This window comes from Halomonas sp. NYA30 (assembly GCF_976980765.1).
The window spans coordinates 373,587-392,427 of the sequence record NZ_OZ334477.1 but is presented as its reverse complement, the minus strand read 5'-3'; the positions used below and the strand labels follow the sequence as shown (position 1 = coordinate 392,427).

General features: G+C 56.5%; 18 protein-coding genes. 15 read left to right on the top strand and 3 right to left on the bottom strand.

Going from position 1 to position 18,841, the window contains the following annotated elements; genetic code table 11:
• The first annotated feature begins 6 nt into the window (after window positions 1–6).
• The 4 genes from ACWI0H_RS01920 (at window position 7) to ACWI0H_RS01905 (ending at window position 2,957) form a co-directional block, all read left to right on the top strand.
• Window positions 7–600 (top strand): YggT family protein, encoded by a 594-nt coding sequence (locus ACWI0H_RS01920; protein WP_176304286.1) that lies wholly within the window; start codon window positions 7–9, stop codon window positions 598–600.
• Window positions 601–666: 66 nt separating this feature from the next.
• Window positions 667–1,863 (top strand): homoserine O-succinyltransferase MetX, encoded by a 1,197-nt coding sequence (metX, locus tag ACWI0H_RS01915; RefSeq protein ID WP_339882708.1) that lies wholly within the window; start codon window positions 667–669, stop codon window positions 1,861–1,863.
• Window positions 1,863–2,456 (top strand): methionine biosynthesis protein MetW, encoded by a 594-nt coding sequence (gene metW, locus ACWI0H_RS01910; protein WP_101145727.1) that lies wholly within the window; start codon window positions 1,863–1,865, stop codon window positions 2,454–2,456. The genes metX and metW overlap by 1 nt, the downstream gene beginning before the upstream one ends.
• 39 nt (window positions 2,457–2,495) lie before the next feature.
• A complete protein-coding gene (locus tag ACWI0H_RS01905) occupies window positions 2,496–2,957 on the top strand; it encodes a DUF4426 domain-containing protein (protein WP_485874651.1) in 462 nt (153 codons plus the stop codon).
• A 25-nt stretch (window positions 2,958–2,982) separates the two neighbouring features.
• On the opposite strand, the gene sfsA is transcribed toward ACWI0H_RS01905, so the two are convergent.
• Window positions 2,983–3,711, bottom strand: coding sequence for a DNA/RNA nuclease SfsA (gene sfsA, locus ACWI0H_RS01900; RefSeq protein WP_485874650.1), 729 nt, complete (start codon window positions 3,709–3,711; stop codon window positions 2,983–2,985).
• On the bottom strand, window positions 3,711–4,871 hold the full coding sequence (locus tag ACWI0H_RS01895) for an aminotransferase class I/II-fold pyridoxal phosphate-dependent enzyme (protein ID WP_485874649.1): 1,161 nt from the start codon (window positions 4,869–4,871) through the stop codon (window positions 3,711–3,713). The genes sfsA and ACWI0H_RS01895 overlap by 1 nt, the downstream gene beginning before the upstream one ends.
• Before the next feature lie 215 nt (window positions 4,872–5,086).
• On the opposite strand from ACWI0H_RS01895, the gene dksA reads away from it, so the two are divergent.
• From dksA to ACWI0H_RS01840, 11 genes are all read left to right on the top strand, one after another.
• Window positions 5,087–5,524, top strand: coding sequence for an RNA polymerase-binding protein DksA (gene dksA / locus ACWI0H_RS01890; RefSeq protein WP_008958813.1), 438 nt, complete (start codon window positions 5,087–5,089; stop codon window positions 5,522–5,524).
• A 99-nt stretch (window positions 5,525–5,623) separates the two neighbouring features.
• On the top strand, window positions 5,624–6,535 hold the full coding sequence (gluQRS, locus tag ACWI0H_RS01885; protein WP_485874648.1) for a tRNA glutamyl-Q(34) synthetase GluQRS: 912 nt from the start codon (window positions 5,624–5,626) through the stop codon (window positions 6,533–6,535).
• 1 nt (window position 6,536) lies between these two features.
• The gene (locus tag ACWI0H_RS01880; RefSeq protein WP_175540387.1) at window positions 6,537–6,713 is read left to right on the top strand and encodes a hypothetical protein; all 177 of its coding nucleotides are present in this window, start codon (window positions 6,537–6,539) and stop codon (window positions 6,711–6,713) included.
• A 1-nt stretch (window position 6,714) separates the two neighbouring features.
• Window positions 6,715–9,663 (top strand): ATP-binding protein, encoded by a 2,949-nt coding sequence (locus ACWI0H_RS01875; RefSeq protein ID WP_485876144.1) that lies wholly within the window; start codon window positions 6,715–6,717, stop codon window positions 9,661–9,663.
• Window positions 9,641–11,029, top strand: coding sequence for a sigma-54-dependent transcriptional regulator (locus tag ACWI0H_RS01870; protein ID WP_485874647.1), 1,389 nt, complete (start codon window positions 9,641–9,643; stop codon window positions 11,027–11,029). Before ACWI0H_RS01875 ends, ACWI0H_RS01870 begins: the two co-directional genes overlap by 23 nt.
• A gap of 874 nt (window positions 11,030–11,903) precedes the next feature.
• Window positions 11,904–13,286: a polynucleotide adenylyltransferase PcnB gene (pcnB, locus tag ACWI0H_RS01865; protein WP_176304293.1), complete on the top strand. Its 1,383-nt coding sequence runs from the start codon at window positions 11,904–11,906 to the stop codon at window positions 13,284–13,286.
• 11 nt (window positions 13,287–13,297) lie between these two features.
• A complete protein-coding gene (gene folK, locus ACWI0H_RS01860) occupies window positions 13,298–13,792 on the top strand; it encodes a 2-amino-4-hydroxy-6-hydroxymethyldihydropteridine diphosphokinase (RefSeq protein WP_485874646.1) in 495 nt (164 codons plus the stop codon).
• Window positions 13,793–13,945: 153 nt separating this feature from the next.
• The gene (panB, locus tag ACWI0H_RS01855; RefSeq protein WP_336269104.1) at window positions 13,946–14,737 is read left to right on the top strand and encodes a 3-methyl-2-oxobutanoate hydroxymethyltransferase; all 792 of its coding nucleotides are present in this window, start codon (window positions 13,946–13,948) and stop codon (window positions 14,735–14,737) included.
• A gap of 43 nt (window positions 14,738–14,780) precedes the next feature.
• Window positions 14,781–15,653 (top strand): pantoate--beta-alanine ligase, encoded by an 873-nt coding sequence (gene panC, locus ACWI0H_RS01850; RefSeq protein ID WP_485874645.1) that lies wholly within the window; start codon window positions 14,781–14,783, stop codon window positions 15,651–15,653.
• 28 nt (window positions 15,654–15,681) lie between these two features.
• The gene (gene panD / locus ACWI0H_RS01845) at window positions 15,682–16,062 is read left to right on the top strand and encodes an aspartate 1-decarboxylase (RefSeq protein ID WP_485874644.1); all 381 of its coding nucleotides are present in this window, start codon (window positions 15,682–15,684) and stop codon (window positions 16,060–16,062) included.
• A gap of 205 nt (window positions 16,063–16,267) precedes the next feature.
• Window positions 16,268–17,446, top strand: a complete 1,179-nt coding sequence (locus ACWI0H_RS01840; protein WP_485874643.1) for an acetyl-CoA C-acetyltransferase — start codon at window positions 16,268–16,270, stop codon at window positions 17,444–17,446.
• Between the two features lie 70 nt (window positions 17,447–17,516).
• On the opposite strand, the gene ACWI0H_RS01835 is transcribed toward ACWI0H_RS01840, so the two are convergent.
• Window positions 17,517–18,686, bottom strand: coding sequence for an MFS transporter (locus ACWI0H_RS01835; protein ID WP_485874642.1), 1,170 nt, complete (start codon window positions 18,684–18,686; stop codon window positions 17,517–17,519).
• Window positions 18,687–18,841: the final 155 nt, after the last annotated feature.

The window sequence follows — 18,841 nt, the reverse complement described above, 5'->3', positions numbered from 1 at the left end:
ATAATAATGGGCAATGAATTGGGCAGTGCAGGGTTAATGCTGGTAAATACCCTCATCAATATTTACCTTTTTTTACTGATGCTGCGCTTTCTGCTGCAAGCGTCGCGGGCGGATTACTACAACCCGTTAAGCCAGTCAGTAGTCAAAATCACCCAGCCGGTAGTAGGTCTGTTTCAGGGCTTTTTAGGTCCCGTTGCTGGTCGTTTTGATCTCGCCACGTTGGCGGCAGGCTTTGTCTTGAAAGTCGTCAGCATTGTCGCCATTTTCATGGTCATCGGCGTTGGCATGCCACCCATTCCTGGCCTGCTGATCGCGGGCGTGGCGGCCTTGGCGAATGCGATTTTAAAAATCTACTTCTTCGCCATGATTGTCATGATCATATTGAGCTGGGTAGCGCCTAACGCCAGCCATCCAGGTGCGCTGCTGGTAATGCAACTGGTAGAGCCAATTATGGCCCCGGTGCGCAAAGTGGTTCCATCGCTAGGCATGATCGATCTTTCGCCTATCGTGGTGTTTATTGCCATTAACCTGATTGATGGTTTGGTGGTCGGCTCAATGATTCGTGCGGCGGGCATTTCCGGCGCGCTGGTTGGGTTGTGATGGCAGCCAGTGCCTATTTAGCAAGATTCACTCAGTCGCAAACCTTCAGCAGGACTAGCGCCTTCAATGCCTGATTCAGACACTCTTGCCTTTGCAGACCGGCCGACGACATCCGTCGGCCTCGTCACTCCGCACGTAGCACGCTTCGACACGCCCCTCGCACTTGCGTGTGGCAAAGTGCTGCCTGCCTATGAGCTGATTTACGAAACTTACGGCACGCTGAACGCAGAGCGTAGCAACGCCGTGCTGATTTGCCACGCACTTTCAGGCCACCACCACGCGGCGGGCTACCATAGCGAGGACGATCGCAAGCCCGGCTGGTGGGATGCCCATATTGGCCCCGGCAAAGCGATCGATACCAATCGCTTTTTTGTGGTCTCGCTGAATAACCTAGGCGGCTGCCACGGCAGCACTGGGCCAGTTAGCCACAACCCCGAGACCGGTCGCCAGTGGGGGCCGGAATTCCCCATGGTGACAGTGAGCGATTGGGTAGCCAGCCAAGCGCGGCTTGCCGACCAACTGGGCATTGAGCGCTGGGCTGCAGCCGTCGGTGGCAGCCTTGGTGGCATGCAAGTCATGCAGTGGACCATGACTTATCCAGAGCGGGTCGCCAATGCAGTGGTGATTGCAGCAACGCCCCGGCTCTCGGCACAGAATATTGCCTTTAACGAAGTGGCTCGCCAAGCGATTCGCTCAGATCCAGAGTTTTTTGATGGCTGGTACGCTGAGCACGACACCGTCCCCAAACGAGGGCTTAAGCTGGCGCGCATGGTAGGCCATATCACCTATCTGTCAGAAGACGCCATGGGTAGCAAGTTTGGCCGCGACCTGCGCAGCGACGACCTTAATTTTGGCTTCGATGTGGAGTTTCAAGTGGAGTCCTATCTGCGTTATCAGGGCGACACATTTTCCACCGCTTTTGATGCCAACACCTACCTGCTGATGACCAAAGCACTGGACTACTTTGACCCAGCGGCCACTCAGGGCGGCGACCTTGCCCAGGCGCTGGCGCCAGCCCAGTGTCCATTTTTGATTGTTAGCTTTACCACCGACTGGCGCTTTCCACCCTCACGCTCGCGAGAGCTGGTCGATGCTCTCACCCGTGCAGGCAAGTCGGTGAGCTACGCCAACATTGAGTCGCCCCACGGGCACGATGCTTTCTTACTCTCAGAGCCACGCTACGACGCTATCGTCAGCGCCTTTATGAACCGCGCAGCCCGCGAGCTCAATCTACCTGAAACGGGCTCAGAGGAGACGCCATGATGCGCGCCGATCTTGAACTGATTTATGACTGGGTGCCTAAAGGGGCGCACGTGCTCGATCTTGCCTGCGGCGATGGGGAACTGTTGGAGTCCCTGGCACGCAATAAAGGCGTGACAGGCTATGGCCTGGAGATCGACCATGACGGTATTAATGCCTGCGTGGAACGTGGTGTGAGTGTGATTGAGCATAACCTGGACGACGGCTTAAGCAGCTTTTGCGACAACAGCTATGATCAAGTGATCATGACCCAGGCACTACAGGCGCTGCGCCGCCCCGATAAGATGCTGGATGAAATGCTACGGGTCGCCGAAGAGGGCATTATCACCTTCCCCAACTTCGCCTACTGGCGCCACCGTGTTCATTTAGGTCTGCGCGGCTATATGCCGGTCTCCAAGTCGCTGCCTCACGCCTGGTACGACACGCCCAACATCCACCTGTCGACATTCAATGACTTTGAGCATCTATGCCGTGAGAAGGGTCTGATGATTGTTGATCGCGCGGTGGGCGTAGGGGATCATCAAGGCCACTGGAAATCACGCTTATGGCCCAATCTGTTTGGTGAAATTGCCATTTTCCGCGTTCGCCGACGTTAGATTTTCATGGCGTTTAAACGTAACCCAAGGAGCCACGACATGTTCCGCAGATTAATGATCAGTGCCGCGCTTGTCGGCACGCTCTTCGCCACTATTTTTGCCACGACGGCTGCCTACGCGGAACAGTTCGCCCGGGTGGGCGACTACGAGATTCACTACAGCGCGGTGAACAGCAGCTTTTTGACGCCTGAAGTAGCGCAAGCGAACAACCTCCAGCGCAGCGTCAACCGCGGTTTGGTCAATGTTAGCGTGCGTGAGCGCCAGGAGGATGGCAGTACTCGCGCCGTCAATGCCAGCGTTCAGGGTCACGTGAGCGGCTTAACCGGGGTTCAGGAATCCCTCAGCTTTCGCACCGTTCATGACGGCGATGCCACTTACCATCTTGCACCTTTCACAATGCGTGAAGATGAAAGCATGCGCTTCGAGTTAAGCGTGCGCTACGACCGCAACGCCGCCCCTGAACCGGTGAACTTTATTCAGCGTTTTTATATTGATCGTTAAGCACTATCTACAGCCAGATAGGCAGCTACAACCGTACAGGCAAATGACGGGCTAACCGTACACCCGTAGGGGTTCCCTGCTCTCGCTCCATGTCAATGCCATAGGCCAGCACTTCCACACCGCTGGCCGCGGCCTCCGCCAGAGCCGCTGCGTACGTCGCATCAATATGCGCAGCGGCAGCGACGTCAGCAATGCCTTCGTGGGCAACACAAAACAGGAGCACTGCCCGTTCACCCTGCTCCGCCAGTAACCGCAGCGAATGCAGATGTTTGGTGCCGCGCACGCTTACCGAGTCCGGAAAGTAGCCGTGGCCATCCTTCTCTTTCAGGGTGACCTGCTTCACCTCAATATACGCCCGCCCCCGCTCTGGATCCTCTAGCCTAAAATCGAGGCGGGCACCGGCTACTTTCACTTCCCGGCGCAAGGTGGCATAACCTGCTAACGGCGCCAAAGCCCCCGCCTCCAGCGCCGCTTCAACAATGCGATTGGCCCGGCCGGTATGCACCGAGGCGAGCGCCACCTGCCCATCAGCTTGCGGGAGTTCGATAAACTCCCAGGTCCAGGCCAACTTGCGCTTAGGGTTATCGCTAGGTGACAGCCACACTCGGCATCCTGGCACGTTCACTGCTTTCATCGAACCGGTATTGGGGCAGTGCGCGACCACCTCGCGGCCATCATCTAACAAAACATCGGCAAGAAATCGTTTATAGCGCTTGAGCAGTATGCCCGGTACAAGCGCTGGATAGCCCAGCATCACAACCTGCCCACAAAGCGGGCAATCCGCGCCACCGCCTCTTCCAGGCGGGCCACATCATTGGTGAAGGCAATGCGCACATGGTGTTCGCCGCCACGCACGGCAAAATCAATACCGGGGGTAATCGCCACGTTCTCTTCCAGCAGCAGGAGCTCACAGAAAGATTGGCTATCGCGGCTGTAGCGGGAGATATCCAGCCATAAATAGAACGCCCCTTGTGGCGGCAGATCCGGCGCCAGCCCTAAGTTAGCCAAGCCCCTCAATAGCACCTGACGGCGCTCTTTCAGAGTTTCACGGCGCTGTTCGAGAATCCCGCGGCATTCCGGCGTAAATGCTGCCAGCGCGGCATGCTGAGAAGGCGTTGGCGCGGCAAGGAACATATTCTGCGCCAGTCGGGTTAATGGCTCTACCGCATGCTCGGGCGCCACCAACCAGCCCAGGCGCCAACCGGTCATGCCGAAATATTTTGAGAAGCTATTCACCACGAAAGCACTGTCTGAGAGCGAAGTCGCCGAGAGCGGCGCATCGTCGTAGTTAAGGCCCTGATAAATCTCATCGACGATGACCTCGCCTTCGCGCTCGGCGACGGCCGCCAAAACTGCCGAAAGCTGTGGCGCGCTCAACGTATGGCCGGTGGGGTTAGAGGGCGATGCCAGCATCGCAAGGCTCGTCTTCTCACGCCAATGCTGCACCACCAAGGCGGCATCCAATTGCCAGCCACTATCACGCCCCACGGATACCGCATCGATTTCAGCGCCAGCTAACGCCATAAAGTGACGGTTGCAGGGGTAGTTAGGGTCGGCTATCAGCACCCGCGAGCCCGTTGCAACTAATAGCTGGCTCGCCAGCAGCAATGCGCCTGACGCACCGGGTGTTACCAAAATACGCGCTGGATCTACCGTGGCATTAAAGTGCTCAGCGTAGTGTCCGGCAATTGCTTCACGCAGTGCAGGTAACCCTGCCGCGGGGGTATAACGGGTATGACCACTGGCCAGCGCCTGCTGTCCGGCGGCTATAATCGGCTCTGGGGTAGCAAAATCCGGCTCACCGACTTCTAAATGAATCACATCGTGGCCGGCGGCTTCCCGCGCCTGGGCCATTTCCAGCAAATGCATGACCCGAAAAGGGGCAACGTGATCGACACGTGAATTCCAGGCCATAACGGCTCCTTCATCTAATCATTTTTGAAACTGAACAAATATTGAAAAGCTAACTAAAACATGGCGCTAGTCATATTCAAGGTCAAACAATCGTAGAAAGCTCACCATTATGCTTGCAAACCAGCCATTTTTCAGCTAAACAAGCATCCCTTTGGCGTGAGATCGTGACATACGCTCATGGTCGATCAGTAGTCACATATGTAAGGGGCAGTCCCATGCCAGTAGCAGAAAAGAAAACGGAAGCGTCCAAGTCCTTCACCCCGTATGAGCCAGCGCCGGGTGAAGAGTATATGAACGAGCAGCAGCTAGCGCACTTCCGTCAGCTGCTGCTGGATTGGAAACAGGATCTCATGGAAGAGGTGGATCGTACCGTACGCCACCTGCAGGAAGATGCGAATAATTACGCCGACCCCGCCGACCGCGCTACCCAGGAAGAGGGCTTTAGTCTGGAACTGCGTACCCGGGATCGCGAGCGTAAGCTGCTCAAGAAAATTAATGAGACGTTGGATAACATCGATGATGACGATTACGGTTTCTGCGAAGCCTGCGGCGTGGAAATCGGTATCCGTCGTTTAGAAGCTCGTCCCACCGCTACGCTCTGCGTGGATTGCAAAACCTTGGCAGAACTGAAAGAAAAACAGCTTGGCGGCTGAGCGCTAAAAGAACGTTCTATTCGAACGCGGGCACCTTAGGGTGCCCGTTTTTGTTAATGACTTTTTTGCATGACGAAAGCTTCCTACAACGACGCTACTATGAAGAATTCTGCTCGCTATCGTGGCCGCTTTGCGCCTACGCCCTCTGGCCCGCTGCACTTTGGCTCACTGGTTGCCGCCCTAGGCAGCTATCTAGATGCCCGCGCGGCCGATGGGCAGTGGCTGGTGCGTATTGAAGATATTGACCCACCCCGCTGCCCTGAAGGTGCAGCGAGCACCATTTTGCGCCAGCTGGAAACCTTTGGTCTTGAGTGGGACGCGGAGGTCATGTGGCAGCACACCCGTGGCGATGCGTATCAACACGCTTTAGATCGGCTGATACAGCTAGATCTTGCCTACCCTTGCAGTTGTTCGCGTAAGCAGTGGCAGGCGTTTGATATCTACCCTGGCTGGTGCCGTAATGGCGTTTGCGATGCGGATAAACCGGTGGCCTGGCGGCTGCGCAGCGACCTTGGCGAGCGCCCTATCCGCTGGCAAGACCGGCTGTTCGGCGAACAGCAGTTTGACCCCGCTGAACTGGGCGATGTGGTATTAAAGCGCAAAGATGGTCTATGGGCGTATCAGCTCGCCGTCGTAGTGGATGACGCCGAGCAGCAGATTACCGATGTGGTACGCGGGCTCGATTTGCTCGACAACACCCCTTGGCAGCGCCAACTACAGAACGCGCTTCAACTGCCGCAGCCGCGCTACCTACACTTGCCGCTCATCGTCACTGCTGAAGGACAAAAGCTCTCAAAGCAAAACCTGGCCCCGGCCCTGGCAGAAGACGAGCAGGAAGTGCGCCAGCAGCTCTTTCAAGCGTTGGAAGCACTTGATCAAACGCCACCCCAGGAACTTGCCTCCGAGCCCCCGGCGACTCAGTTACACTGGGCGGTAGCGAACTGGTCATTGGCGCGGCTACGGCCTACGGCACACCGCTTAACTCCCTCTTTACGTTCAGCAGGAGATTGATATGTACGTCTATCGCATCATGCTGTTTTTGGTGTTTGGCGGCTACCTGCTCTCGCCACTGCTGATGAATGGCTGGAGCGACCCTGAGTCTGCCTGGTACCGGCCATTTGCGATATGGGGCGGCTTGATTGCCCTCACCCTCTGGCTGGAGCAGAAGAGGAAGCTTGATGAACGTTGAGATGCACGTTGAGATAGTCAGCGTCTTATTGCTTGGGCTGGGCTATCTGGCGCTGCTGTTTGGCTGCGGTTTTGCGGTAGAGCGTGGCTGGGTGCCAGTGCATATTACTCGCCACCCGGTTGTTTACACCCTTGCCCTGGGCGTTTATGCCAGCGCCTGGGCAATCTATGGCAGCGTGGAGATGGCTGCCAACGCGGGGTTTGGCTACCTTGCCTACTACCTGGGCGCGGCGGGTGCTTTTTTGCTGGCGCCCGTACTGCTGGTGCCGATCCAGCGCATCACCCGTACCTATCAATTAACGTCGCTGGCAGACCTGTTTGCCTTTCGCTTTCGCTCGCGGTGGGCGGGCACGCTGGTCACCCTTGTTAGTCTACTGGCGGTGCTGCCGCTACTGGGTATTCAAGTAAAAACCCTGAGCGAAGCCGTCAATATCATCACCGCTAGCCAAGCGGGCAGCAGCGTGGCCCTGCTTTTTTGCGCGGTTATTGCTGCCTTTGCAGTCATTTTCGGTGCGCGCCGTAGCCAGTCTCATGGGCGCCACGACACGCTGCTTAGCGCCATTGCGTTTGAATCTATCGTCAAGCTGCTGACCATGCTAGGACTCGGAGCGGTGGCACTATGGGTGGTGTTTGACGGCCCGGGTGATCTTCAGCTGTGGTTGGAAGGCCCCGGCGCAGCCCTGCAACAGCAGACCCCTAAGTTTGACCCCGCCCAGTGGCGCACCCTACTGCTACTGTTCTTCGCCGCTGCGTTTATGATGCCGCACCTATTTCATATCAGCTTCGCGGAAAGCCTGTCGCGGCACACCCTGCTACAAGCCAGCTGGACGCTGCCGCTATTTCTTCTGCTCATGGCGCTGCCCGTACCGCTGATCTGGTGGGCGGCTCAGTCGGTTAATCCCGATATACCCATCGCTGCCTACGCCGCGTACCTGATGACCGAACATTGGTGGGTCGGCGCACTGGCCTTTATCGGCGGCCTTGCCGCCGCCAGCGGCACCATGATTATGATTGCGCTGGCGCTCTCCGGCATGGTGTTGAATCACATTGTGCTGGTGGCAAGACCGCCTGAAGCACGTAGTGACCTCTATGGTTGGCTACTTTGGCTGCGACGTGGCTTAGTCGTTGCGGTGATTATCGGTGGCTGGCTATTTTATCAGTGGGTAGGCCGCTACCACGGCTTAATTGGCCTGGGACTGGCGGCCTTTGTAGGTATGGCCCAGTGTCTGCCCGGTATGCTGGCGCTGCTCTATTGGCCGGGCGCTAACCGCAAAGGCATGATTGTGGGCTTGAGCGCAGGCGTTAGCGTATGGCTGTGGGGGCTATGGCTCCCCCTTATGCTCTCACTCCCAGCCCCGGCGCTCCCCTTTACACCGCTCACTGCCGCCGATGCACCACTGTGGTACAACGTCACGCTGCTGTCGTTAGCCGTCAATATCCTGCTCTTGATTGTGATCTCACTGTTTACGCGCATCTCTGAAGGGGAGCAATCCGCCGCGGAGGCGTGCTCGGTCGATGCGGTGATTCGCTCCAAACGCTTCCCCTTAGAAGCCGCGACAGCCAGTGATTTTTCCACCCACTTAGCCCAGGCACTTGGCGATGAAGCCGCCAGCCGTGAAGTCGCCCGCGCCTTGAAAGCGCTCAACTTAACGCCCCAAGAGCGCCGCCCCTACGCGCTGCGCCGCTTACGTGACCGTATTCAGGCCAATCTTTCTGGGTTGATGGGGCCTTCTGTGGCGCGGGATATCGTTGACCGTTATCTGCCCTACCGTCACGACGACACTCCTGAAACCGACGACATTCACTTTGTCGAGAGCCGCTTGGAAGCCTACCGCTCACGGCTAACAGGGTTAGCCCGTGAACTTGACGGCTTGCGCCGCCACCACCGCCAGACGTTGGCCTATTTACCGGTGGGGCTGTGCGTATTGGGCGATGATGATGAGCTGCTGATGTGGAACCAGGCGCTCTCGCAACTTTCAGGTATCAGCGGTGAAAGCGTGATCGGCTCACGCCGTGACAGCCTACCCGCCCCGTGGCCAAGTTTGCTGGGCAGCGTGCTAGATGCCACGTCAACGCCACTCTACAAACAGGCTGTCACGTTACACGGCAAGGACTACTTTCTGACCCTGCACAAAGCCATTCTCAGCGGCCATGATAGCCGTGGTGGCAGCGTCATTTTGATTGAAGACCATACCGAGATGAAGTGGCTGGAAGATGAGCTGGTGCATGCGGCGCGGCTCGCCTCGATTGGTCAATTAGCCGCTGGGGTCGCCCATGAAATCGGCAACCCCATTACCGGCATCTCGTCACTGGCGCAGAACCTTCGCTACGACACCAATGATCCAGCGCTGCTGGAGACTGCCGATCAGATTCAGCAGCTGACCCAGCGGGTGACCAAAATCGTCAACTCGCTGGTCGGTTTTGCCCACGGCGGGCGTCAATCGGTGCCGCTCCCTACCTCGCCGGTCGCGCTCGCATCGATCAGCGACGATGCGTTGCACTTGATCCACCTCGCCCGCTCGGGAGAGGATGTTACTTTAACCAATGATACGCCCGACGACTTGGTGGTTCGCGGCGATGCTCAGCGATTAACCCAGGTCATGGTCAATCTACTCAGCAACGCCCGGGATGCCTGTGGCCAAGGCGGGCAAGTGCACATTGACGCCGGGTGCGATGACCAGCTCGCCTGGTGGCGTATTACGGACAACGGCCAGGGGATTGATCCTCGGGTGCGCGACCACTTATTTGAGCCCTTTACTACCACTAAGCCAGCTGGCGAAGGCACCGGCCTGGGTCTTTCGTTGGCTTATCAAATTATCAATGAGCATCAGGGTAAAATAGACGTGGCCTCGCCACCGCCCGGACAGCCTCGCGGCACTGCCATTACGTTATGGCTGCCGCTTTACCAACAGGATAATCAGCCAGCTCATGCCAAGGATTCTGATTGTTGAAGATGAAGCGATTATTCGCAGCGCGCTAAAGCGACTACTGGAACGCCACGACTATACGGTCAGCGAAGCAGGCAGTGCTGAGGAGGCCTGCCAGCTTGAACTCATAGGGTTTGATCTCATCATCAGCGACTTGCGCTTACCGGGCGAGCCAGGCACTTCCTTGATTGCTGCTGCGGCGCCCGTGCCAGTACTGATCATGACCAGCTACGCCAGCATGCGCTCTGCAGTGGAGGCGCTCAAACTGGGCGCCGTGGACTACGTTGCTAAGCCGTTTGACCACGCCGAGCTACTGGAAACCGTTGAGCGGATCCTGCATAAGCAGTCAAACCAGCAGAGTCCGCCGCCGGATATCACTGACGCAGGTGGTGGACGACAAACCATGATCGGCAACTGCGTTGCCATGCAGCAGGTTTACACCCGCATTCGTAAAACCGCACCAGCGGATGTCACCGTCTTGATCCTAGGCGAGTCGGGCACCGGCAAAGAGCTAGTGGCACGTGCTATTCACCAACAAAGCAAGCGGGCCAAAGCGCCGCTCATAAGCGTGAACTGTGCGGCGATCCCCGAAACGCTGATTGAATCCGAGTTGTTCGGGCACGAAAAAGGCGCCTTTACCGGCGCCAGCGCGGCGCGCACCGGTCTGGTGGAAGCTGCCGATGGCGGCACACTGTTCCTTGATGAGATTGGCGAGCTACCGCTAGATGCTCAGGCGCGTCTGTTACGCGTGCTGCAAGAGGGTGAAATCCGTAAAATTGGCTCGGTAGAAACCCGCCACGTTAACGTCCGCTTGATTGCCGCGACCCATCGCGACCTGCGCGCACTGTCAAAAACCGGCGAGTTCCGCCTCGACCTTTACTACCGCTTGAACGTGATGCAAATCGAGCTGCCGCCGCTACGCGAGCGTGAAGATGACGTGCTGGAGATCGCCGATATTCTGCTCGATAAGGCGTGTAAGCGTCACGAACGCACGGGGCTGCGCCTATCCCGTGCAGCCCGCCAAGACCTGCGTGATTACCCATGGCCGGGCAATGTACGTGAGCTGGAGAACGCCCTGGAACGTGGGGTGATTCTTGCGGAAGGACACTTGATACACCCGGATGACTTGGGCCTGGCGCCCATTACGGCTCGCCCTCATGCGCCATCCACTAACGCCTCGGCTACCGGTGGCAGCCCAGACAAAATCACTGAAGAGAATGAAGATGACCTCTCCTTAGAGGATTATTTTCAGCATTTTGTGCTCGAACATCAGGATCAAATGAGTGAAACCGAGCTGGCCCAAAAACTTGGTATCAGCCGGAAAAACCTTTGGGAACGGCGCCAGCGGCTTGGTATACCGCGTAAAAAAACCGCTCGTCGCCCAGGCTAAAGGCTTAGGTAACGGCTTCAATCATCCACCTAAGACTATCGTCTAATACACTGATTTAAATAAGAAATTATCTATTCGCGGCGACGCCGGTACTGTTACCTTCCCACACAACAACATGCACAAACGACCGCAAAAGGGGTAACACTTCTCGAGCTGCAAAGTTCCTCTTTATTATAAAAAACGCCAACCTTTTGAAATTTATAATTTATCCATTAGATGGCACACCGCCTGCAGTATTACTGGGTAAGAAAAACAAACTGGGCATAGCGGTAGGTCACCAACAAAAACAACACGACCTCGCCCTAACCTGAGCCAAAACAAAAACAACAGGGCCAGGTAGAGATAAAGGTACTAACAAGAATAATAGGCTTGAATCTCATTACTTGCTGGCGCAAGCAACACAGGCGCTGACAACAACAATAATGTAGTAAGTAGCCCGAAAGGACGCGACGTACACAACAATTTGCATCCTAACAACAACAAAAGCAGTCAGTGTGTACACCCCGGCGCCAATAATAATTCCCCGGGGGGAGAATAGTTCGCGGTTGGATTATTGTTTTGAATACGAGGCGGTCGGAACTATCGTGATCCTTACGCCTACCGACTGCGGTGCGTATTCAGGGCGATGTGCCATCATGAAGAAAAACAGCAGCATGGACGCTGATTAATTGCTTAATAGGGGAGGCTCTCTTAGCCTCCCTTTTCCGTGTCTGAGTCTTGAGTTTACACACGTTAGCGTCAAGTGCTTTGCAAGCCACTCTTTGCAAGCCATCAAGGGTCGGCTACACTCAGCCACTAATTGTTTATGTTCAGTACTCGCTTGAAGTACTTACTAATGGCTATCTTTTCGTACCCTGCGAGTTGAAATTATCGCATGTTTAAAGGATTTACCCGTTTACTACACAGCCCGGGGGAGCAATTGAAAACCTTGCTCGATCCCCAAGAGAGCACCACCACCGTTCTCTCTCCACGTAATATCCCACGCTCCGAGCACCCTGTTTCTCGCCAGCATATTAGTGATGCCGCGTTAAAAGTGCTTTACCGCCTTAGCGGCGCAGGGTTCGATGCCTATTTGGTGGGCGGCTGCATTCGTGACGCGCTGCTGGGCAAGATGCCCAAGGATTTCGACGTTGCGACAAATGCCACTCCCGAGCAGGTTCGCGATTTATTTCGCAACTCGCGTCTGATCGGTCGCCGTTTTCGGATTGTCCACGTACGCTTTGGCCGTGAGGTTATTGAGGTCACCACCTTTCGTGGCAAACCCCAAGACGAGCATGGCGATCATATTGCCCACCAGTCCGATGAAGGGCTACTGCTGCGCGACAACGTATGGGGCAACATCGAAGAGGATGCGCTGCGGCGCGACTTCACCGTTAACGCGCTCTACTACAATATCGCTGACTTCAGCATTACCGATTTTGCCAATGGTGCCCGGGATATCGAAACCCGCACCCTGCGCTTGATTGGCGACCCGGCGACGCGTTACCGCGAAGACCCGGTACGGATGCTACGCGCGGTGCGCTTTGCGGCTAAGCTCGATTTCACGCTAGACCCCGCCACCGAAGCGCCAATGTACGATCAGGCGCCGCTGCTGCTGCAAATTCCTCCGGCGCGGCTATTCGATGAAGTGCTCAAGCTGTTTATGTCGGGTCATGGCTTAGTCACGTTTCGTCTACTCAGCCACTACGGTCTGTTTGGCATGCTGTTCCCCGAAGCCGAAGAAGCCATGGCTGATGCCGCCTGGGCTGAAGAATTGATTGAGCAAGCGCTGACCAACACCGATAAGCGCATTGCCGAAGAGCGCCCCGTCACCCCGGCCTTCCTGCTGGCAGCATTCTTGTGGGCACCGGTCAAACAGCGCCAGGAAGTGCTGGAGCAAGAGGGCATGCCGCCGATACCCGCGCTTCAAGCAGCCGCTCAACAGGTGGTGTCCCGCCAGTTAGAGTTCACGTCGATACCTAAGCGCTTTGGTATTCCCATGCGGGAAATCTGGGAGTTACAGCAGCGACTGCCCCAGCGACGCGGTAAAAAAGCCTTTCAAACCCGTGAGCACCCACGCTTCCGAGCGGGCTACGACCTGCTCCTGTTGCGCGAACAGGCGGGTGAAATTCCGCGCGGTTTAGGCGACTGGTGGACCGCGTTTCAGCGTGGTGATGAACACGAACAGCGTCGCTTGCTGCAAAAAGTCGGCGGCGACCCGGCTAGCCAAGGTGATGGTCGGCGCAAACGGCGGCGTAAGCCGCGGGCAACAGAGTAGCCAGACTGGGCGTGGGCACCTCTCCTCAACTCGCCTATGTTGGCCTCGGCAGCAATCTTGAGTTGCCCGTAGAGCAGCTTCGCGAGGCGCTTAAAGAGCTTGCCACGCTGCCACTCAGCCGTTTGGTGGCGGCGTCATCACTGTATGCCAGCCGCCCTGTGGGGCCGCAAGACCAGCCGGACTTTATCAATGCCGTGGTAGCGCTGGAAACATGCCTTTCGCCACTGGCCTTGCTCGACCAGCTGCAGGCGCTGGAACAACAGCATCGCCGCCGTCGCCAGCGCCACTGGGGGCCCCGCACGCTTGATCTTGACCTGCTGCTCTACGCCAACAACGCTATCGACGTGCCACGCTTACAAGTCCCCCACCCGCAAATGACCGCCCGAGCCTTTGTACTGCTACCGCTCGCAGAGATCGCGCCCTCACTCAACCTCTTCCAACAGCCGCTATCAGCATGGCTTAAACGCGTTGAAGACCAAGGTTTGGAACGACTCCCCGACGCCTAGCGTGCGCTCAATGCTACCATCTGACACATATCTCGACACCGACACCCCATTCAGGTAACAATTGCCGGTTACGCCACTTCGCGCATGCAGGGATGCAGCGTCAATAATGGCCGCTGCCTATGTCGCAGTGGCCTTGTATAAAGAGAGCACGCCATGAAAACCGTCACTCTAAGCACGCTGCAGGCCTACAAGCAGGCTGGCGAGACGTTCAGTTGCCTGACCGCTTACGATGCTTCCTTTGCCCACGCGGCAAGCCAGGCAGGCATTGATGTACTGCTGGTCGGTGATTCGCTAGGCATGGTATTACAAGGCCATAACAGCACCTTACCTGTCACTATTGAAGACATCGTTTACCACACTCGCTGTGCAGCGCGCGGTAAAGGCCACAGCCTGTTGATGGTTGATTTGCCATTTATGAGCAACGCCACTACTGAGCGTCTGCTGGAAGATGCAGCCGCCGTCATGCGTGCGGGTGCGGAATTGGTCAAACTGGAAGGCGAAGCCTGGATGGCCGATGGCATTCGTGAACTGACTCGCCGCGGCGTACCGGTCTGCGCCCACCTTGGCTTAACCCCACAAACCGTGCACCAGCTAGGCGGTTATAAAGTGCAGGGCCGCGATGCCGCTCACGCTGAGCGGATCATTAATGATGCCAAAGTCCTCGTTGAGGCAGGCGCCTCGGTGATTCTGCTTGAGTGCGTTCCCGCGAGTCTGGGCAAAGCGGTAACCGAAGCGCTGGATGTTCCAGTCATCGGTATTGGTGCAGGGCCCGATACCGACGGTCAGATCCTGGTGATGCACGATGTACTCGGTGTTACCCATGGCCGTACACCTCGCTTCGTGAAAAACTTTATGGCCGACGCTGACTGTATTCAAACAGCCTTCCAGCATTACCACGAAGCGGTCAAATCGCGCACGTTCCCGGCCCCAGAGCACTGTTTTTAAATACCGTTTTTGAAAACCGCTTTTAGAAGAAGACACCTCGATTATGCGCACTTTGCGAGACATTGATCAGCTACGCAGTACGCTGCAGGAATACCGTCAGCACGGCCAGCGTATTGCCCTGGTGCCCACGATGGGCAACCTGCATGCGGGGCATTTAGCGCTGGTGGCCTGCGCGCGCCAGCACGCCGATATCGTGGTCTCAAGCCTGTTTGTCAACCCGATGCAGTTCGGCCCAGGGGAAGATTTAGACGGCTATCCGCGGACCTTTAACGCCGACCAGGCGCAGTTGGTTGAGGCTGGCTGTGACGTGCTGTTTGCACCTGCGGTGAGCTCACTTTATCCAAACGGCTTGGATGCTCAAACCCGTGTTCATGTACCCGTCGTCGGCGAGGGGTTGTGCGGTGGCTCGCGTCCTGGCCACTTCGACGGGGTTTCTACCGTCGTCAGCATGCTGTTCAACCTCGTCCAGCCAGACATTGCCTGCTTCGGCGAAAAGGATTACCAACAGCTTGCTGTCATTCGCAAGCTGGTGCGGGATCTGCACATGCCCATCGAGATTATCGGTGTGCCGATCGTGCGTGCCGAGGATGGTCTCGCACTGTCCTCACGAAATGGTTATTTAAGCAGCGAGGAGCGTGCGAAAGCGCCCGCGCTATATCGCACGCTGTGTACGCTACGCGATAGCCTTGAACACGGCGCGGCTATCGAAACAGCCCTTAAGCAAGGCAAAACCGCGCTCTATGAAGCGGGCTTTACGCCGGACTATCTGGAACTACGTGAGACCACGCTCGCGCCAGTGAGTCCCACCACTCGCCAAGCGATACTGCTGACCGCCGCCAAGCTAGGCCCAGCGCGATTGATCGACAACGTGACGGTACAACTCCCAGGCAGCACTACCAGCTCTGCCAGCCAATAAACTAACAACCGGTCATAGAGGAACTCCCATGCATACCATTATGCTCAAAGCCAAACTGCACATGGCAAGCGTTACTCATGCAGTGCTCAATTACGAAGGCTCCTGTGCCATCGATGGCGATCTGCTGGATATGGCGGGCATTCGCGAAAACGAGCAGATTCAGATTTATAACGTCGAAAACGGCGAGCGTTTTACCACATATGCTATCCGCGGTGAGGAAGGCTCTCGGCTGATCTCGATCAATGGCGCCGCTGCTCACCTCGCCGCCCCTGGCCATCGCATTATTATCTGCAGCTACGCCCACTACACTGAAGCCGAATTGGAAAAGCATCAGCCCGCGCTGGTGTATCTCCAGGAAGGCAACCACGTCAGCCACACCAGTAATATTATTCCGGTGCAGTTAGCGTAGAGGTAGAACACTTCACACTTTTCTAAAACGGGCCATTCTGTGGCCCGTTTTAATTTGCTTATAAAAGCGTATTGCCGCAATGCACACCCTTCCCCTATGCTGAAGAGACGGCTGACAGAGCACGTCTAAAAGAGTACGGCTGACAGAGTACGCCAACCGGGCATCTGGAATCAGACTGCCTGCATTTAACTCCAGGAGTCATCTTATGAAAGAAGTAGTCATTGTTGCGGCGCGCCGCACCGCTGTTGGTGCCTTTGGTGGTTCACTGGCTGGCATCCCGGCAAGTGACCTTGGCGCTTTAGTCATTAAAGATATCCTCTCATCAACCGGTGTAGCCCCCGACCAAGTTGATGAAGTACTGCTAGGCCAGGTGTTGACCGCAGGCGTCGGCCAAAACCCAGCTCGCCAAGCATCGATCAAAGGCGGCCTACCGGCCTCGGTACCCGCCATGACCATCAATAAAGTATGTGGCTCGGGTCTGAAAGCGATTCACCTCGCCACACAGGCAATTCGCTGCGGCGATGCCGACCTGATTCTGGCTGGCGGCCAGGAAAATATGTCAGCGTCTCCCCACGTCCTGCCCAATTCCCGCAATGGTCAGCGTATGGGCGATTGGAAAGCCATCGATACCATGGTGCATGACGGCCTGTGGGACGCGTTCAACGACTACCACATGGGCATTACCGCTGAGAACTTAGCCGAGAAGTACGGTATTACCCGCGAAGAGATGGATAAATTTGCTGCTCAATCTCAGCAGAACGCTGCGAACGCTATTAAAGAGGGCAAATTCAAAAGCCAAATCGTGCCGGTAGAGATTCCTCAGCGTAAAGGCGACCCAGTCGTCTTTGATACCGACGAAAACCCGCGCGAAGTCACCGTCGAAAAACTGGCGAGCATGAAGCCGGCATTTAAAAAAGATGGCACCGTTACGGCAGGTAACGCCTCCTCTTTAAATGATGGTGCGGCCGTGGTGATGATTTGTTCCGCTGAGAAAGCCAAAGAGCTTGGCCTGGAGCCCCTAGCGCGTATTGCCGCTTACGCCAACGCCGCTGTTGACCCGGCTATTATGGGGATTGGTCCTGCACCCGCTACCCGCCGCTGCCTAGAGAAAGCTGGCTGGAGCTTGGATGATCTAGATTTAGCAGAAGCCAACGAGGCGTTCGCAGCACAAGCGTTATCCGTCAATAAAGAGCTTGGCTGGGATGTCAGCAAGGTGAACGTCAATGGCGGCGCCATCGCCTTGGGTCATCCGATTGGCGCTTCAGGCTGTCGCGTGCTGGTATCACTGCTGCACGAAATGATCGCCCGTGATGCTAAGAAAGGTCTCGCGACGCTGTGTATTGGCGGTGGTCAGGGTGTGGCGCTGGCCATTGAGCGTTCTTAATAAACGTCTTCGGTTAACCAATCACCTATGCCCCCGTTACGGCGGGGGCATTTTTTTGGCTTGTAGTTGATCAGCGTGACTTTTCACCGACCACTCTGGCAGGTGTGCTCAGCACCAATAGTGCCCCCAGCAGGAATAGCCCCGAAGCCGCCCACATGGCAATGGGTAAGCTAGTACCATCGACAATACGCCCACCCAGCATGGCCCCGAGACCAATAGACATATTGAAAGTGAAGGCCATCAAAGCCGTGGCGGCCTCGGTATTGGGCGCGGTGCGTAAAATCCAGGTCTGAATGCTGACCGAGACGCTGCCAAATACCGCCCCCCACGCCATCAACAACATAACGCCGCTGCTCGGCTGCACACCCAGCACGGGGAACACCGCCACAACAAGCAGCAACAGGCTGGGAATCGCCAGCACGGCGCGGTAAGGGTGGCGCCCGGCAAATATTCCGGCGGCGATATTGCCCAAAATACCCGCCGCCCCATAGAGCAGTAGCAAGCTGCCCACGTGGCGTTGGGAAATACCGCTGATCTCTTGCAGAATGGGGCTAATAAAGGTGTAGGCGGCAAAGTGGCCAACCACCACAAAGCCCGTGGTTAACACCGCTACCCGCACACCGCGATTGCTGAATTGCTGCGCCAATACCCGCAGGCGCACCGGTTCCCTTGGTGGTAATGGCGGCAGCCAGCACCACAGCGCAATCGCCGTTAGTAGGCTAAAAACGCCCAGCGCGCCAAAGGCGACCCGCCAGTTACTTAGATCCCCCAACAGCGTGCCTAGCGGCACACCCAACACGGAGGCCGCCGCGACGCCACCAAAGATCATCGTCATTGCTTTTGGCACCTGCGCTTCAGGCACTAGGCGCGGGGCAATACTGCCGGCAACGGCCCAAAACCCACCAATACTAAGCCCCACCAACACCCGAGCGGCAAGCAGCAGTATGAAACTGCTCGCCAGGGCCGACAACACACTCCCGGCTACCATGACGATCATCAATACCGTGAGCATGATGCGCCTATCCAAGCGCCCCACCGCGACCGGTAACAGCGGGGCTGAAAAGGCAGCGACGACGCCAGATACGGTGACCATCAAGCCCGCCATACCTGGCGTAACACCCATTGAAGCGGCCACTTGAGAAAGCAGCCCAATCGGCAGCTGTTCAGCGGTCACCAATAAAAAAATGCCGATCATTACGGCCACCACCGCCCACCAGCGTGGCGCTTGTTCCTGCTCCATTTACTGCTCCCTAACGCTCTCTAAGTAACCGCTTAAAAACCTTTACCGAACAAAACCTTATCGAGCAAAATAAATTCTAATAAAACAATCTCTAATAAAACTAATCCTAACCAAAAAATATCGCCCCCGCAGCCAGAGGCTACGAGGGCGATAAC

Bases quoted from the DNA above. Each gene is read 5' to 3' on its own strand.
- panC (WP_485874645.1), top strand. From the start codon at position 14,781: ATGCGCACTTTGCGAGACATTGATCAGCTACGCAGTACGCTGCAGGAA.
- ACWI0H_RS01920 (WP_176304286.1), top strand. From the start codon at position 7: ATGGGCAATGAATTGGGCAGTGCAGGGTTAATGCTGGTAAATACCCTC.
- ACWI0H_RS01870 (WP_485874647.1), top strand. From the start codon at position 9,641: ATGCCAAGGATTCTGATTGTTGAAGATGAAGCGATTATTCGCAGCGCG.
- panB (WP_336269104.1), top strand. From the start codon at position 13,946: ATGAAAACCGTCACTCTAAGCACGCTGCAGGCCTACAAGCAGGCTGGC.
- dksA (WP_008958813.1), top strand. From the start codon at position 5,087: ATGCCAGTAGCAGAAAAGAAAACGGAAGCGTCCAAGTCCTTCACCCCG.
- ACWI0H_RS01840 (WP_485874643.1), top strand. From the start codon at position 16,268: ATGAAAGAAGTAGTCATTGTTGCGGCGCGCCGCACCGCTGTTGGTGCC.
- ACWI0H_RS01835 (WP_485874642.1), bottom strand. From the start codon at position 18,686: ATGGAGCAGGAACAAGCGCCACGCTGGTGGGCGGTGGTGGCCGTAATG.
- panD (WP_485874644.1), top strand. From the start codon at position 15,682: ATGCATACCATTATGCTCAAAGCCAAACTGCACATGGCAAGCGTTACT.
- gluQRS (WP_485874648.1), top strand. From the start codon at position 5,624: ATGAAGAATTCTGCTCGCTATCGTGGCCGCTTTGCGCCTACGCCCTCT.
- metW (WP_101145727.1), top strand. From the start codon at position 1,863: ATGCGCGCCGATCTTGAACTGATTTATGACTGGGTGCCTAAAGGGGCG.
- sfsA (WP_485874650.1), bottom strand. From the start codon at position 3,711: ATGCTGGGCTATCCAGCGCTTGTACCGGGCATACTGCTCAAGCGCTAT.
- metX (WP_339882708.1), top strand. From the start codon at position 667: ATGCCTGATTCAGACACTCTTGCCTTTGCAGACCGGCCGACGACATCC.
- ACWI0H_RS01875 (WP_485876144.1), top strand. From the start codon at position 6,715: ATGCACGTTGAGATAGTCAGCGTCTTATTGCTTGGGCTGGGCTATCTG.
- ACWI0H_RS01895 (WP_485874649.1), bottom strand. From the start codon at position 4,871: ATGGCCTGGAATTCACGTGTCGATCACGTTGCCCCTTTTCGGGTCATG.
- pcnB (WP_176304293.1), top strand. From the start codon at position 11,904: ATGTTTAAAGGATTTACCCGTTTACTACACAGCCCGGGGGAGCAATTG.
- ACWI0H_RS01880 (WP_175540387.1), top strand. From the start codon at position 6,537: ATGTACGTCTATCGCATCATGCTGTTTTTGGTGTTTGGCGGCTACCTG.
- ACWI0H_RS01905 (WP_485874651.1), top strand. From the start codon at position 2,496: ATGTTCCGCAGATTAATGATCAGTGCCGCGCTTGTCGGCACGCTCTTC.